This window comes from Bradyrhizobium nanningense (assembly GCF_004114535.1).
Lineage (GTDB): Bacteria > Pseudomonadota > Alphaproteobacteria > Rhizobiales > Xanthobacteraceae > Bradyrhizobium > Bradyrhizobium nanningense.
Window position 1 is genome coordinate 147,243 of the sequence record NZ_LBJC01000080.1, and the last position, 13,249, is coordinate 160,491.

13 protein-coding genes are annotated in these 13,249 nt (G+C 64.4%); 7 read left to right on the plus strand and 6 right to left on the minus strand.

The window, feature by feature from the left end; translation table 11 throughout:
- The first annotated feature begins 1 nt into the window (after nt 1).
- On the plus strand, nt 2-997 hold the full coding sequence (locus XH84_RS36930) for a homoserine kinase (protein WP_128919304.1): 996 nt from the start codon (nt 2-4) through the stop codon (nt 995-997).
- Nucleotides 994-1,458, plus strand: coding sequence for a ribonuclease HI (rnhA, locus tag XH84_RS36935; RefSeq protein WP_128919305.1), 465 nt, complete (start codon nt 994-996; stop codon nt 1,456-1,458). The genes XH84_RS36930 and rnhA overlap by 4 nt, the downstream gene beginning before the upstream one ends.
- Before the next feature lie 156 nt (nt 1,459-1,614).
- Here the strand turns inward: rnhA and XH84_RS36940 are convergent, their stop codons facing one another.
- The 6 genes from XH84_RS36940 to XH84_RS36965 all read right to left on the minus strand — a co-directional run bounded on the left by XH84_RS36940 (nt 1,615) and on the right by XH84_RS36965 (nt 9,304).
- Nucleotides 1,615-2,100: a peroxiredoxin gene (locus tag XH84_RS36940; protein WP_128919306.1), complete on the minus strand. Its 486-nt coding sequence runs from the start codon at nt 2,098-2,100 to the stop codon at nt 1,615-1,617.
- A 119-nt stretch (nt 2,101-2,219) separates the two neighbouring features.
- Nucleotides 2,220-2,774, minus strand: a complete 555-nt coding sequence (locus XH84_RS36945; protein ID WP_128919307.1) for a DUF924 family protein — start codon at nt 2,772-2,774, stop codon at nt 2,220-2,222.
- 12 nt (nt 2,775-2,786) lie between these two features.
- Entirely contained in the window at nt 2,787-4,472 is a 1,686-nt protein-coding gene (locus tag XH84_RS36950) for a long-chain fatty acid--CoA ligase (RefSeq protein WP_128919308.1), read from the minus strand.
- Nucleotides 4,473-4,661: 189 nt separating this feature from the next.
- Nucleotides 4,662-6,179: a D-alanyl-D-alanine carboxypeptidase family protein gene (locus XH84_RS36955; RefSeq protein ID WP_128919309.1), complete on the minus strand. Its 1,518-nt coding sequence runs from the start codon at nt 6,177-6,179 to the stop codon at nt 4,662-4,664.
- 189 nt (nt 6,180-6,368) lie between these two features.
- A complete protein-coding gene (locus XH84_RS36960; RefSeq protein WP_128919310.1) occupies nt 6,369-8,165 on the minus strand; it encodes a glucan ABC transporter ATP-binding protein/ permease in 1,797 nt (598 codons plus the stop codon).
- Between the two features lie 86 nt (nt 8,166-8,251).
- On the minus strand, nt 8,252-9,304 hold the full coding sequence (locus XH84_RS36965) for an ABC transporter substrate-binding protein (protein ID WP_128919311.1): 1,053 nt from the start codon (nt 9,302-9,304) through the stop codon (nt 8,252-8,254).
- A gap of 229 nt (nt 9,305-9,533) precedes the next feature.
- Between XH84_RS36965 and XH84_RS36970 the strand changes: the two genes are divergently transcribed.
- From XH84_RS36970 to XH84_RS36990, 5 genes are all read left to right on the plus strand, one after another.
- Nucleotides 9,534-9,902: a hypothetical protein gene (locus tag XH84_RS36970; RefSeq protein ID WP_128919312.1), complete on the plus strand. Its 369-nt coding sequence runs from the start codon at nt 9,534-9,536 to the stop codon at nt 9,900-9,902.
- A 117-nt stretch (nt 9,903-10,019) separates the two neighbouring features.
- The gene (hisE, locus tag XH84_RS36975) at nt 10,020-10,424 is read left to right on the plus strand and encodes a phosphoribosyl-ATP diphosphatase (protein WP_128919313.1); all 405 of its coding nucleotides are present in this window, start codon (nt 10,020-10,022) and stop codon (nt 10,422-10,424) included.
- A gap of 66 nt (nt 10,425-10,490) precedes the next feature.
- The gene (locus tag XH84_RS36980) at nt 10,491-11,072 is read left to right on the plus strand and encodes a YqaA family protein (protein WP_128919325.1); all 582 of its coding nucleotides are present in this window, start codon (nt 10,491-10,493) and stop codon (nt 11,070-11,072) included.
- 48 nt (nt 11,073-11,120) lie between these two features.
- Nucleotides 11,121-11,657: a hypothetical protein gene (locus XH84_RS36985; protein WP_128919314.1), complete on the plus strand. Its 537-nt coding sequence runs from the start codon at nt 11,121-11,123 to the stop codon at nt 11,655-11,657.
- A gap of 36 nt (nt 11,658-11,693) precedes the next feature.
- Nucleotides 11,694-13,094: an aspartate ammonia-lyase gene (locus tag XH84_RS36990; RefSeq protein ID WP_128919315.1), complete on the plus strand. Its 1,401-nt coding sequence runs from the start codon at nt 11,694-11,696 to the stop codon at nt 13,092-13,094.
- Nucleotides 13,095-13,249 lie beyond the last annotated feature (155 nt).

Here is a 13,249-nt window from a genome sequence, read left to right on the forward strand (position 1 = left end):
TATGGCGGTCTACACCGACGTTGCCGCCGACGAGCTTGCGGATTTCCTGAAGCAATATGATCTCGGCGAATTGCTGTCCTACAAGGGCATCGCCGAGGGCGTCGAGAACACCAACTTCCTGCTGCATACCAGCCAGGGAGGCAAGCAGGCGTCGTTCATCCTCACGCTCTACGAGAAGCGCGTGGCGAAGAACGATTTGCCGTTCTTCCTCGCGCTGATGACGCATCTGGCCGAGCACGGCATCAACTGCCCGCTGCCGGTGAAGGGACGCGACGGCGAGGCGCTGCGCGAGCTGTCGGGACGCCCTGCGGCGATCATCACCTTTCTCGAAGGCATGTGGCCTCGCAAGCCGAACGTGACGCATTGCGCCGGCGTCGGCGCGGCGCTGGCGAAGATGCATCTGGCCGGCGCGAATTTTGCGGTTCGGCGCGCCAATGCGCTCTCGGTCTCGGGCTGGCGGCCGCTGTTCGATGCGGCCTCACACCGTGCCGACGAGGTGCAGCCGGGCCTGCGCACGTTCCTGGCGGCTGAGCTCGATCATCTGTCGAGCGGGATCTGGCCGACCGATCTGCCGGAAGGCGTGATCCACGCCGACCTCTTCAACGACAACGTCTTCTTCCTCGGCGATCAGCTCTCCGGGATCATCGACTTCACCTTCGCCTGCAACGACATGCTGGCCTATGACGTCGCGATCTGCCTCAACGCCTGGTGCTTCGAGCCGGATCATTCCTTCAATGTCACCAAGGCGCGTGCCTTTCTCAACGCCTATGGCCGGTTGCGAAAGCTCTCGGAGGCGGAAGAGGCCGCGCTGCCGCTGCTCGCGCGCGGGGCTGCGATCCGCTTCCTGCTGACGCGGCTGGTCGACTGGCTCAACGTGCCGCCCGGTGCGCTGGTGAAGCCGAAGGATCCGCTGGAATATGTCCGCAAGCTGCGCTTCCACCAGAGCGTGAGAAGCGTGCGCGACTATGGGCTGATGCCGTCGGGGTTGGTGGCGTGAGCGAGCGTCCCAATGTCACGATCTTTACCGACGGCGCCTGCTCGGGAAATCCCGGGCCGGGCGGCTGGGGCGCGATCCTGAAGTTCGGCGACAAGGAAAAAGAGCTGAACGGCGGCGAGCGCCACACCACCAACAACCAGATGGAGCTGATGGCGGCGATCTCGGCGCTGGAAGCGCTGAAGAAGCCGTGCACCGTCGATCTCTACACCGACAGCCAGTATGTCCGGCAGGGCATCACGGGATGGATCTTCGGCTGGAAGCGCAACGGCTGGCGCACCGCCGACAAGAAGCCGGTGAAGAACGTCGAGCTATGGCAGCGCCTGGATGCCGCGCTGAAGCAGCACGAGATCCGCTGGCACTGGGTCAAGGGCCATGCCGGCCACCCCGAGAACGAACGCGCCGATCAGCTCGCACGCGACGGCATCGTGAAGGCGCGGTTGCAGCAGCGGCTTGCGGAGTAGAGGCGCGCCGTCGGTGCCTCATTCTCAACTGTCATCGCCCGGCTCGACCGGGCGATCCGGTATTCCAGAGATGGACGTGATTAAGCCGAGAGGTCTCGGCGTACTGGATGCCCCGGTCAAGCCGGGGCATGACAGTGTCTTTGTCGCGAAGAGAGCTTACAGCTGCCCGAGCAGCGTATCGCCGCCGGAGACCTCGACCTTGCCGGGCATCGCCTCGAGGTTCAGCTTCTTGACCACGCCATCCTCGACCAGCATCGAATAGCGCTTGGAGCGGATGCCGAGGCCGTTGGCGGAGGCGTCCAGCTCCATGCCGATCGCCTTGGTGAAATCGGCATTGCCGTCGGCGAGGAAGATGGCCTCGTCGCGCTGGTCGGTGTCGCGCTTCCAGGCGCTCATGACGAAGGCGTCGTTGACGGAGACGATGGCGATGCTGTCGACGCCCTTGTCCTTGATGGCATAGGCGTTGAGGAAGATGCTCGGCAGATGCATCTTGTGGCAGGTGCCGGTGTAGGCGCCGGGCACCGCGAACAGCGCCACCTTCTTACCCTTGAAGATATCGTCGGTGGTCTTCACCTGCGGGCCTTCCGCCGTCATCACACGGAATTTCGCTTCCGGCAGCTTGTCGCCAATCTGGATCGCCATTGTCAGTCTCCCTGAAAATCGGTCCCGCTTTTTAGACCGTGCGGCGGGCCTGCACAATATTGCCGGCGGCCGAAGCGGAGAGACTTGGCCTTCTCCTTGGGCACTTCACCATCATGTCATCACCCGGAAAAGCCGCCATCGTCGAGGAAGGCCTGCTCTTCCTCGGTGGTGTGGCGGCCGAGGAGGCGGTTGCGGTGGGGAAACCGGCCGAACCGCTGGATGATGTCGGCGTGCGCCCGGGCGTATTTCAGGTTCTCGGTATTGTCGGTTTGCTGAAACAGCGCGACGCAGTGCTCCTGATCGGCGAGGCGCTCGGAGTGCATCAAGGGCATGTACAGGAATTCGAGCAGGACGGGGTCGATCCTGGTATCGACACTCCGATCGATGGCACGGCGGGCGACGTCACGCGCCAGCGCGTCGCTGGCAAAGGCTTGCGGCGTGCCCCGAAACATGTTGCGAGGAAACTGGTCGAGCACGATGACGAGCGCGAGCGCGCCGTCGTCGCTCGCCTCCCACGAGGCCAACTCGCCGGCGGCCGCCTTCTGCCACAGCGTCAGAAAGCGGCGCCTGACCTCGGCGTCGAAAGCGTCGCTGCGCTTGTACCAGCGCTCGCGGCCGGCCTCGCGCCAGAAGGCGAGAATGCCTGATGGCGCGATGGCACCGACGTCCGGCATCAGCGGTGCAGCTTACGCCGCCTCCGCCTTTTTCTCGTCGCGCAGCTCGCGGCGCAGGATCTTGCCGACATTGGTCTTGGGCAGATCGTTGCGGAATTCGATGTGCTTGGGCACCTTGTAGCCGGTGAGCTGCTCGTGACAGAACTTGATCACCGCCTCGGCGGTGAGGTTGGGATCCTTCTTCACCACGAAAGCCTTCACCGCTTCGCCCGACTTGGAATCGGGGATGCCGATCACGGCGCATTCGAGCACGCCCGGATGGCTCGCGACCACTTCTTCGACCTCGTTCGGATAGACGTTGAAGCCGGAGACCAGGATCATGTCCTTCTTGCGGTCGACGATCTTGGTGTAGCCCTTCTCGTCCATTACGCCGATGTCGCCGGTGCGGAAATAGCCGTCCGCGGTCATCACCTTGGCGGTCTCCTCCGGCCTGTTCCAGTAGCCCGACATCACCTGCGGACCCTTGGCGCAGATCTCTCCTGCCTGACCGAGCGGGACCTCGTTGCCGTCGTCATCGCGGATCGAGATGTAGGTCGACGGCACGGGAATGCCGATCGTACCGGTGAACTCCGTTGCCGTCGCCGGGTTGCAGGTCAGCGTCGGCGAAGTCTCCGACAAGCCGTAACCTTCGGCGATGAAGCAGCCGGTGATCGCCTTCCATTGATCGGCGACGGGACGCTGCACCGCCATACCGCCGCCGTTTGAGATCTTCAGCTTGGAGAAGTCGAGCTTCTTGAAATCAGGGTGGTGCATCAAGCCGTTGTAGAGCGTGTTGACGGCCGGGAAGCTGTTGACCTGGTATTTCGCCAGCTCCTTGACGAAGCCCGCAATGTCGCGCGGGTTGGGGATCAGGAGATTGCAGCCGCCGGCGCGCACCGCGAGCAGGTAGCAGGCCGTCAGCGCGAAGATGTGATAGAGCGGCAGCGCGCAGACGATCATGAGCTGATCGACATGCGGCGGCGCGGCGACCGCCGGCTGAAGCCAGGCGTCATTCTGCAGGACGTTGGCCACGATGTTGCGGTGGAGCAGGGTGGCGCCCTTGGAGACGCCGGTGGTACCGCCGGTATATTGCAGGAAGGCGACGTCGCCCGGCGAGAGCTTTGGCTTGTTGAAGGTCATGCCGCGTCCAGCGGAGAGCGCGTCGTTGAAGGAGACCGAGCCCGGCAGCGACCAGGCCGGTACCATCTTCTTGACGCGGCGGACAACCAGATTGACGATCACGCCCTTGAAGCCGAGCAGGTCGCCCATGCTGGCGACGATGACATGCTTCACCGCGGTCTTCGCGATCACCTGCTCGACGGTGTGGGCGAAATTCTCCAGCACGATAATGGCTTCGGCGCCGGAATCCTTGAGCTGGTGCTCGAGCTCACGCGGGGTGTAGAGCGGGTTGACGTTGACGACCGCGAAGCCAGCGCGGAGCACGGCAGCCGTCGCAACGGGATATTGCAGCACGTTCGGCATCATGATGGCGACACGGGCGCCGCGCTGCAGCCCGCGGCCCTGCAGATAGGCGGCGAGCGCGACCGACATCTGGTCGAGGTCGCGGTAGCTGATCGACTTGTCCATGCAGATGAACGCCTTGCGGTCGGCGAACTTGGTGAAGCTCTCCTCAAGGAGGTCGACCAGCGATGCGTATTGGGTCGGCTCGATATCGGCGGGCACGCCGGGCGGATATTGCTTGAGCCAGATGCGCTCCATGGAAAACTCCCCTCATCTACCAGAGCCCGTTGTGTCTCGGGCTTGCCTCATTGCCGCCAGTATCGAACCTGCCGGAACTGCTGGCAAGCCGTCGAGGCTTAGGGCAAAGGCCGGGGAGTGGCTACTGGAATCATCGCGAACAGCTGCCGCAGGTGCGAAGCCGGGCCGGCTCTCGGCCCGGCGTGCGGGTCAACCGTTGTTGGCCGGCTTGGCGGCGGGCTTGGTCGCGGCCTTGGGCTTGGCGGGCTTCTGATCGCCGCTGGCCGCAGGCTTGTCGGCGGATTTTGCCGCCGCATCATGCTTGGCGGCAGCATGCTTGGGCGCTGCCGGCTTCGCCGCAGTCTTAGGCTCGCTCTTGGGGTCGCCCTTCGCGTCGTTTTTGCCGTCGCTCTTACCGTTGTTCTTGGCCCCAGCCGGCTTGGCATCCGGCTTCACCGCTGCCGTCTTGGTGTTAGCGTCCTTGCCCCCGTCTTTCGGCCTGTCGGCCGCATCAGGCTTCTTGGCCACGCGCGACTTCTTGCCACGCGGTTTGGACGCCGCCTGCTGGTCGGCATCGGCCGCGACCGCCGCGATCAGGGCGGGGCCGGTACGGGTCGGGCCGGTATAGACCAGCACGGGCTCGGCCGCCGCCGGCGGAGAGGCCATCAATTCGGAGGCCTTCATCAGGGGCGGCTGGAGGCCGGCGGTGAAGAAGGTCACCTGGGCTTCGCCGCCGGTGGCCGAGGCCGATCCTGATGTGCCGCCATTGGCGGCAATCAGCGCATCGTCGTCGTCGCTGGCCGGCCGCTTGCGCTGGCCGCCGCACATCTCGTCGCGCAGGTTCGGCGGCGAGGCGTCGACCGGCACGAGGTTCTCGACCGTGCCGAGCGAGGGGCGCAGCCATGTCAGATTGTCTTGGGCGAAGCCGCGCTCCAGCAGCTGCGCCGCCTTCACCGCGCGCGCGGTGCCGGAGTTCGCACCCAGCACCACCGCGATCAGCCGGCGGCCGTTGCGGGTGGCCGAGGCGACGAGATTGTAGCCGGAGGCGCAGATGAAGCCGGTCTTGAAACCGTCGGCACCGGGATAGCGGCCGATCAGCTTGTTGAAATTGCCGGTGACGCGCTTGCCGAAGCGGATCGCCGGGATGTGGACGAAGTATTCGTATTCCGGCAGGTCGCGCAGGAACGAGCGCGCCAGGATGCCGAGGTCGCGCGCCGACGTGATCTGGCCGTCGGCGGGCAGGCCGTTCGGATTGACGTAGCTGGTCTGCGTCATGCCGAGCTTCTTCGCGGTGTCGTTCATCATCGCAGAGAAGCCGTCGATCGAACCGCCGACGCCTTCGGCGAGCACCACGGCCATGTCGTTCGCCGACTTGACCATCATCATCTTCAGCGCGTTGTCGACGGTGAGCTGCGTTCCCGGACGGAATCCCATCTTCGAGGGCGATTGCGAGGCCGCAATCGGCGACACCGTGAGCAGCGTGTCGAGCGTCAGTCTGCCGTCCTTGACCGCCTTCAGCGTCACATAGGCGGTCATGATCTTGGTGACGGAGGCCGGATACCAGGGAATGGTCGCGTTGTCCGCCTGCAGCACCTTGCCGCTGTCGGCCTCGATCAGCAGCAGCGCCTCGGCGCTCGCCGCGCGCGGCGCAAGCAGCGCGGCACATGCGAGGCTCGCAGCGAACAGGTTGAACAGCGATTTGCGAAGCAGCGGGCGTAGGGCGTGCACTATCCGATTCCGGTCCTTGGAGACCCGCCTGATACGGGCGGTTCTCGTGATCTGATTGTCGGTTCTGAAATCCAGCGCCGCCGCTTGCGGCGTCGCAAACCTATACCGGCTGATGCGTCGAGAACAGGGGGCTGGGTGCGGTATTCCGCAATGAAATAGGCCGAATTTCGACGGCGCTGTGAGGACTTGCTAGGGGGATTTGGCTGCCGTCGCGGCAGCCTCAGAAGCCGTCACGCTGGCCCGTGCGGTTTCATGGACCATGAACTGAGCCCTGGCGAGCTCGGCAAAATGGCCGCCTTTGGCCACGAGTTCATCGAAAGTTCCGCTTTCGATGACGCGCCCGTTCTCGAACACCAGGATCCGCGTGGCGTTGCGAATGGTGGAGAGGCGATGGGCGATCACGAAGGTGGTGCGGCCCTTCATCACTTCGTCGAGAGCGGTATTCACCTTGGCCTCGGTGACGGCGTCGAGCGCGCTGGTGGCTTCGTCCAGGATCAGGATCGGCGGGTCCTTCAAGAGCGCGCGGGCGATCGACAGGCGCTGCCGCTCGCCGCCGGACAGCATGCGACCGCGCTCGCCGGCATTGGTCTCGAAACCGCCGCTGCGCTCGATGAATTCGAGCGCCTGCGCGCGCGCCGCCGCCTGGCGCATCTCGGCCTCGGTCGCATCCGGCTTGCCGACCCGCAGATTCTCCGCGATCGAACGGTTGAACAGCAGCGCTTCCTGGAACACGACGCCGATGTTCCTCCGCAGCGAGGTCAGCGTCACGCCGCGCACGTCCATGCCGTCGATCTTGATGAAGCCGGATTGCGGATCGAAGGCGCGATGCAGCAGCGCGATCGCGGTCGATTTGCCGGCGCCGGTCGGGCCGACCAGCGCGATGGTCTGGCCGGGCAGCGCGGCGAAGGTGAGATCCTCGATCGCCGGCCGCTTGCCGTCGTAGGAGAAGGTGACGTCGTTGAACTCGACGAGGCCGGACAGCCTGCCGGCATCGATCGCGTCGTGGCGATCGTGCACCGCGGGCACGGCGTCGAGCACATTGAAGAACTCGCGCAGACGCGGAGCTTCCATGAACACGTTGTTGATGAAGCTCACGACCTGCTCCAGCTTCTGGATCAAGAGCGTGGCGAAGCTCACGAACATCACGATCTCGCCGACGGATGTCAGTCCCTGGTCGTGCAGCGCGATGCCGAACGTGAAGATCGCCAGCACCGTGATGGTGGTGGAGGCGCGCGTGATGACGGTGACCAGCGCCCACCACGACAGTACCGGCATCTGGGCTTCGAGCAATTGATCGGCGACGGAGCGCAGTCCCTTCACCTCGGATTCGACGCGGACGAAGCTCTGCACCAGCGCGACGTTGCCGAGCGCATCGGAAGCGCGGGCGGAAAGCTCGCTGTAATGCTCCTCGACTTCCATCTGCATGCCGAAGGTCTTGCGCACCACGAAGGTCGTCAGTGCGGTGAAGACGATGCAAAGAACGAACAGGAGGATCGCGAGCCGCCAGTTCAGGTAGAGCGACAGCGGCAGCAGCACCAGGACCGAGAGGATCGCGGCAAAGTGCTCGCGGAAGAAGCCGAGCCACAGCCGCCACAACGCGTCGGTGCCGTTGAGCATCACTTTCATCAGGCGGCCCGAATGGGTGCCGGAGTGGAAGGTCAGCGGCAATTGCAAGATGTGCTCGAAATAGTCGGTCAGCACCGCCTGGCGCTGCCGGTGCGAGAGCCGGTCGGCTTGCAGGGCCACGAGCGCGCTGCACAGGATGGTGAAGAGCCCGAACGCGACCCAGGCGGCCAGGAACGGCCAGGCCGAGTTCGAGCCGGCCACCGTCTTGCCGGAGAGCACGTCGACGATCCGGCCGAACAGCACGGGTTCGGCAAATTGCGAGCCTGCCAGCAGGAGATTGGCGACCGCGAGCAGCCAGCCCAGCCGCGCCTCGTTGCCGAGCAGCTCGAGAACGCGGGTATAGAGACGGAGGATGGACATGCGGGCGACGAAACTCGAGCGGATAACGGGGCCTGTATTCTAAGCAGGGATCGCGCGCGAGATATAGCGGAAGCTGTCAGTTTTTCTCAATTGATCAGCCGCCCCGCGACCGGCGGCAGGAACCGATCGTCGAAGATGTCGCCCGCCGTGGGCCGCTTGCGGAATTTGAAGTCCTGCGCGATCTGGTCGATCGAGCGTTCCAGGCGCAGTGGCTCGATACCGCCGAGACCGTTGCGCTTGACCTCGTCGGTCAGGACGTTGTCGGCGAGGACGGCGCGCAGGCGTTCCAGCTCCAGGTCGCGGTCGCCGCCGTCGATGCGGCTCGCGACCTCGTCCGCCGCACGCGCCGGTTCCTTGGCGGTCGCGGTGATGCCGGCGATCAAGGCGCGGATGAAGCCCTTCACGGCATCCGGCTTCGCTGCGGCGAAGGCGGGATTGGCCACCACGGCGAAGCCATAGGCCTCGCAGCCATAGTCGGCGTAACGCAGCACGACGAGATCGGCTCCGGGCACGCCGCGATCACGCAGGTTCACTGCCGAGAGATAGCTGAAGCCCGCGACGGCATCGACCTGTCCCGCGGACAGGATCGGCTCGCGCACCGCCGCGCTGATCCTGTGGAATTTGACGTGCGATGCCTTGATGCCGTTCTGCTGCGCCAGCGCCGGCCACAGCCGCATCGACAGATCGCCGTCGGCAACGCCGACGGTCTTGCCGTCGAGATCGGGCAATAGATGAATGCCGCGGCTCTTGCGCGCCACGATCGCGTAAGGCGCGCTGTTGAACAGCACGAACACCGCCTTGACCGGCGCCGCATCCTCCTTGTCGCGAAATCGGATCAGCTCGTTGATGTCGACGAGCGCAAGTTCGCTGTCGCCTTTGGCGACGCCTGCGAGCGCCTCGGTCGATCCGGTCGCGCTGCTGAAGGACACGTTGAGACGCTCGGCGCCGAACCTGCCGTCCTTCGCCGCAAGAAAGAACGGCGCCATGCTCGCATCGAGCGGGCGGTCGAAGGTGAAGTGAATCGCAACGGAGGATGGCGCAGGCGTCTCGGCCGCGCTGACACCGCGTGCAATCGGTGTCGCAAGCGAGATCGAGAGGGCCAGCAGGCAACGAAGCGCGATCGTCTTGAATTCCGACATCAGTTGCGCCGGTCCCGCATTGTTATGGTTTGGTGACGCTTGCAGCGCCGGCTGGCGGTCAGTCTTTCCGTGCCAACATGAACGGAGGATGAGCGGCGGTTGCGTCACGATTACGCAACCCCGTTCAGCTTGTGTTGGGGTTGGGGAACCCAACTTGGGCTATGCGGGTTTGAAAGGCATGAGCCTGTCCGCAGGCGTCCATTCCAGGTCCCAAAGGAGGGCCCAAGACATGTTCGAGCGATTCTCCAATTTTGCGGGCCGAAAGGCCGTTCTTGCCACCGCCACGGTGCTGGCGCTGACCACGATTGCCCCGACCGCTTCATACGCGGGCGGCCGCCACTGGCATGGCGGTGGAGGTGGCGCGGCTGCTGCTGCGGCTTTCGCGGCCATCGGCACCGGTCTTGCCATCGCGGCAACCCGGGACTCCTACGCCTATGATTACGGTCCGGGCTATGGTTATTACGGCGGTCCCGCCTATTACAGCGGCCCTGCCTACGGTCCCTATTATGGTCCGGGCCCGAACTTCCAGTATCAGCGCTACGGCGGCACCGCTCCGTCCGAGTATTGCGGCCAGGGTTATTACCAGAACTGCTACTAGCTCTGGCAGCTCGGGTTGACCAGGACAGGCCGTCGCGCTTGCCGCGCCGGCCTGTTTTTTGCTTTTATGCCCACGCGTTAACACGCCCGCCATTTGTTTAGAGTAGTTTTGAGTACCATGAGTGATTCGCTTGAGCGGCTATATCTGGCTGTGCTCGCGGCCAGGGACCTTGATCCGGCAACATCGCGTACGGCCCGGCTGTTTCAGCGCGGGCCCTCAAAAATGGCAAAGAAGCTCGCCGAAGAGGCCATCGAGGTCGTGATCGATGCCGTCAATGGCGACACCGACGCCGTGGTCCGCGAAAGCGCCGACCTCTTGTACAATCTCACCGTGCTCTGGGCCTCTGCCGGCGTGCGCCCCGAGGACGTCTGGCGCGAGATGACGCGGCGGGAAGACATGCTCGGCATCGCCGAGAAGCTGCCGAAATCGTCGATGAAGCTGCCCAAGGTCGCGTCACCGCGCGTGGCTGCCAGGCGGCCAATTGTCGCGCTCGAGGGGCGTGCCGCGCGCAAGCGCCACTAGAAACGTCATAATTCGCCTCAATCTCGGCATGGACAAATCCGTCCCATGGTGCTTCATCGCGGCGCCATGCTGAAACGTATTTACGACTGGTGCATCGACGCCGCCCACAAGCCCTACGCGCTCTGGATCATGGGCGTGGTGTCTTTCGCCGAAAGCTCCTTCTTTCCGGTTCCGCCGGATGTGATGCTGATCCCGATGTCGCTGGCGCGTCCGCAGCGCGCCTGGCTCTATGCGACGGTCTGCACCGCGACCTCGGTGCTCGGCGGGATGCTCGGTTACGCCATCGGCGCGCTGCTCTATGACTCGCTGGGTCATTGGCTGATCCAGCTTTACGGGCTCGGTGATCAGGTCGACGGATTCCGTGCCAAATACGCCGAATGGGGGGCGGTGATTATTCTGCTCAAGGGGCTGACGCCGATCCCGTACAAGCTCGTCACCATCACCTCGGGCTTTGCCGGCTACAATCCGCTTTTGTTCGTCCTGTTCTCCGTCATTGCGCGCGGCGGGCGCTTCTTCATCGTCGCGATCCTGCTCAACCGCTATGGCGATTGGATCCGCGTCAGGATCGAGAAGCATCTTGGGCTCGTGGTGGCGATCGGCGCCGCGGCGTTGGTGCTCGGCTTCGTCATCGCCATCAAGCTGATCTAGCGGCGTGGCCGCTTTGCCGCCGGGCCGGCTTCGGCTACGGTTGCCGTCATGATGGTTCGATCCGGCAAGCCCGCCCTGCTGCTCAGGACGCTGACGTCAGCAGTCGCGCTGCTCCTGCTCGGTGCTTGCGGGACAGGGTGGGCGCAATCGGCGCCGCCGTCGCTTGGCTTGCAGGAGCAAGGGCCGCAGGCTCCGCCGCCGTCGGCACCCGCTCCATCGGCACCGCCGGCGCGCGAGGAAAATCCCGGGCTGATCAATGAAATGGGCAAGCTGTTCGGCAAGCTGCCCTCGATCCTGCCGCCGATCAAAAGCCCCGGTGAAACCATGAACGACCTGTCGCGGCTGGCCAAGCCCTCGACCATGGTGTCGGGGCGCGCGGCCTGTCCGGCCTCGTCGAACGGCGCGCCCGACTGCAAGCAGGCCGCCGACCAGCTCTGCCGGAGCAAGGGCTACAAGGAAGGCAAGAGCCTGAATGCCGACTCCGCCGAAAAATGCTCGGCCAAGGTCCTGATCCCCGGCCGGCCCCGCAAACCGGACGACTGCCGCACTGATACTTTCGTGACCAGCGCGCTGTGCCAGAACTGACGTGAAGGTCTCGCGCGCATGCAACAAGGAGCGCCCATGAGCCGGACGGAGCAGGACTTCCTCGGACAGCGTGAGATCGCCGACGACATCTATTACGGCGTCCAGACCATCCGGGGTAAGGAGAACTTCCACATCACCGGCATTCCGATGAACCAGGAGCCTTACTTCGTGAAGGCGCTCGGTTATGTCAAGAAGGCAGCCGCCATGGCCAATCGCGATCTTGGCGCGATCGACGCCAGGGTCGCGGACGCGATCATCCTCGGCTGCGACCGCGTCATCGCCGGCGAGATGATGGATCAGTTCGTCACCGACTTCATCCAGGGCGGCGCCGGCACTTCCACCAACATGAACGCCAACGAGGTGATCGCGAACCTCGCGCTGGAATCGCTCGGCTTCGGCAAGGGCGACTATCAGCACGTCAGTCCCAACGATCACGTCAATTACGGCCAGTCGACCAACGACACCTATCCGACCGCCTTTCGCCTCGCGCTGGTTCTGCGGCTCGAGAGCTACATGACCGCGCTGCGCCAGCTCCAGGAAGCTTTCTTCGCCAAGGGACGCGAGTTCGACCGCGTGCTGAAGATGGGCCGCACGCACCTCCAGGACGCCGTGCCGATGTCGCTCGGCGCGGAGTTCCGGGGATGGGGCACCACGCTCGGTGAGGAGGTCGACCGCATCTCGGAAGCGCGCGCGCTGCTGCGCGAGATCAATCTCGGCGCCACCGCGATCGGCACCTCTGTCACGGCTGCGGTCGGCTATCCCAAGCTCGCGGTCCGGCATCTGAGCGCGCTCACCGGCGTCGACTTCATCCTCGCAGGCGATCTCGTCGAGGCGACCTCGGACACCGGAGCCTATGTGCAGCTCTCCGGCGTCTTGAAGCGCACGGCGAGCAAGCTGACCAAGATCTGCAACGACATCCGCCTGCTCGCCTCCGGCCCGCGCGCCGGCTTCAACGAGATCAACCTGCCGCAGCTGCAGCCGGGCTCTTCGATCATGCCCGGCAAGGTCAATCCCGTGATCCCCGAAGTGGTCAACCAGACAAGCTTCCTCGTCATCGGGCTCGACACGACGGTGACGCTCGCGGCCTCGGCGGGCCAGCTCCAGCTCAACGTGATGGAGCCGGTGATCTCGTTCGCACTGTTCTTCTCGATCCACACCATGGAGCGCGCGGTCAACAGCCTGCGCGAGAATTGCGTCGTCGGCATCACCGCCAACGAGGAGCACACCCGCAACATGGTGCTGAACTCGCTCGGCATCGTCACGGTGCTGAAGCCGCTGCTCGGCTACAAGCAATGCGCCGAGATCGCGCGTGAGGGCTACAAGAGCGGCAAGTCGCTGCATCAGATCGTGGTGGTCGAGCGCAAGCTGCTGACGCAGGAAAAGTGGGACGAGATGTTCTCGTTCGAGCGGCTGATCAATCCGGATCTGATCGGGTAGGGCTGTCATCCGCAGCTTCGCCCCGTCATTGCGAGGAGCCCTTGCGACGAAGCAATCCAGGAGTGGACCTCCCCTAAATCGGTGGACACCTATAGCTTAGGCAGCGAGAGGTGTCAGATGGCAAAACGGCAACGTCGGTCCTATTCGGACGAGTA

What these genes read in the sequence shown, in the direction of transcription:
- XH84_RS36930 (WP_128919304.1), top strand. Translation starts at nt 2, where the DNA reads ATGGCGGTCTACACCGACGTTGCCGCCGACGAGCTTGCGGATTTCCTG.
- XH84_RS36940 (WP_128919306.1), bottom strand. Translation starts at nt 2,100, where the DNA reads ATGGCGATCCAGATTGGCGACAAGCTGCCGGAAGCGAAATTCCGTGTG.
- XH84_RS36945 (WP_128919307.1), bottom strand. Translation starts at nt 2,774, where the DNA reads ATGCCGGACGTCGGTGCCATCGCGCCATCAGGCATTCTCGCCTTCTGG.
- XH84_RS36950 (WP_128919308.1), bottom strand. Translation starts at nt 4,472, where the DNA reads ATGGAGCGCATCTGGCTCAAGCAATATCCGCCCGGCGTGCCCGCCGAT.
- XH84_RS36960 (WP_128919310.1), bottom strand. Translation starts at nt 8,165, where the DNA reads ATGTCCATCCTCCGTCTCTATACCCGCGTTCTCGAGCTGCTCGGCAAC.
- XH84_RS36965 (WP_128919311.1), bottom strand. Translation starts at nt 9,304, where the DNA reads ATGTCGGAATTCAAGACGATCGCGCTTCGTTGCCTGCTGGCCCTCTCG.
- XH84_RS36970 (WP_128919312.1), top strand. Translation starts at nt 9,534, where the DNA reads ATGTTCGAGCGATTCTCCAATTTTGCGGGCCGAAAGGCCGTTCTTGCC.
- hisE (WP_128919313.1), top strand. Translation starts at nt 10,020, where the DNA reads ATGAGTGATTCGCTTGAGCGGCTATATCTGGCTGTGCTCGCGGCCAGG.
- XH84_RS36980 (WP_128919325.1), top strand. Translation starts at nt 10,491, where the DNA reads ATGCTGAAACGTATTTACGACTGGTGCATCGACGCCGCCCACAAGCCC.
- XH84_RS36985 (WP_128919314.1), top strand. Translation starts at nt 11,121, where the DNA reads ATGATGGTTCGATCCGGCAAGCCCGCCCTGCTGCTCAGGACGCTGACG.
- XH84_RS36990 (WP_128919315.1), top strand. Translation starts at nt 11,694, where the DNA reads ATGAGCCGGACGGAGCAGGACTTCCTCGGACAGCGTGAGATCGCCGAC.